Annotated in this window: 2 protein-coding genes; both read right to left on the bottom strand. The window is 41.6% G+C overall.

Features of this window, described 5'->3' with window-relative positions; translation table 11 throughout:
* Window positions 1-30 precede the first annotated feature (30 nt).
* A complete protein-coding gene (locus tag BKK50_RS11750; protein ID WP_077418345.1) occupies window positions 31-324 on the bottom strand; it encodes a hypothetical protein in 294 nt (97 codons plus the stop codon).
* A 105-nt stretch (window positions 325-429) separates the two neighbouring features.
* On the bottom strand, window positions 430-1,286 hold an 857-nt coding region (locus BKK50_RS12550), incomplete at its 5' end, for a phage tail protein (protein ID WP_158074679.1).

The following is a 1,286-nucleotide window of genomic DNA, read 5'->3' as shown; positions in this document are numbered from 1 at the left end:
ACCGCACTTTTATTCCATATTTTTGACAAGTTACACTACGATTTGCCCGTTTTCTTTAAGATAAGCATAGATACGCGACAGCATAATTTGTGTCGGGGTTTTGCCTATATCGTCTTTGGTAAACGGTGCGTCATTAATCGCTTTCGCCCCTTCTACATCAATCCATTTGTATTCGCTAATAATTGGTGTGAAATCGGTTACGACACCGTCATTGTCTGTGCCCGTGCCAATCACATATTTGGCGTTAATTGAGCCGTCCTCTTGCGTGCTGTAAGCCGCAATTGCCGAGTACATTGGATTTAAGATTTTGTTGAATGTTGTCATAAAAGACTCCTTGTTTCTTGTAAAAGAAAATCCCGACAGTTTTCACTATCGGGATGGGATTGAAAAATACGCCTAAATTTAACCGCACTTTTGTGCGGTCTGCATTTAAACTTTAACCAAAAAACTTGAATTAGAATAAAGAATTGTTGTGATCAACGGCTTATCTAGACTATTCTCATTCATAGCCCACGCCAATAACTTTATATTTAATTGCTGATTTTCATTTAGAATCAATGAAGTGTTAGTGACTTTGGTGAAATTTGCATTAGCAAGATGAGATAGGTTTCCCCTTCTATACAAAGTCAAACCCTCATTGCTTCCCATGTGGCTGTAATCTGATGTGGTAATATTAAATGGCATCTGTACCCATCGTTTTGCGCTTGAAGGCAAAATATTAATTTTCGCCTCAAATGCATAATAGGTATCTCTTCTTGTTAACCCGACACTATCTTTTGTAGTAAAACTTACTTTTCTATCAAGCTTATTCCAATTATCAACTAACAATGTCTCATAGATATTTCCCCCGACTAATTGACTTATTTTCAGCGAGCCTGTGAATTCACCTGTTACCCCCTCAATTCTCGCTCCTCTTATTATCCCTCCCTCAATAATTGACCCTGACATCGTTGCACCGGTAACAGTTCCGCCACTAATTGTATTACCGGTAATCGTTGTCCCTGTGATAGTTCCGGCTGTTACTCTCCCTAAATTGGCACTAATCGCCCCCAAATTTGAGACGTTAAGCAATTCTGCCGTCAGTGAGTTTGAGGCAATATGATTCGCATTGAGGGATTTTGTCGCAATATGTCTTGCGCCAATGACTCCCGCGGCAATTTCATTTGCCGTGACCGCACCGGCGGCGAGTTGTTCGGTGGTGATGGTTTTTGTGACAACCGATCCGCCGTGAATCGCCGTCACGCCTGCGTTTTGCCAAGGGCTTGGTTCTCGGGTATGTTCGGTGC

The sequence above is a fragment of the Rodentibacter rarus genome, assembly GCF_001998965.1.
Classification (GTDB): domain Bacteria; phylum Pseudomonadota; class Gammaproteobacteria; order Enterobacterales; family Pasteurellaceae; genus Rodentibacter; species Rodentibacter rarus.
Note: the sequence above shows the minus strand (reverse complement) of the source record. Positions and strands in the feature narration are given on the sequence as shown.

What these genes read in the sequence shown, in the direction of transcription:
- BKK50_RS11750 (WP_077418345.1), bottom strand. Translation starts at nt 324, where the DNA reads ATGACAACATTCAACAAAATCTTAAATCCAATGTACTCGGCAATTGCG.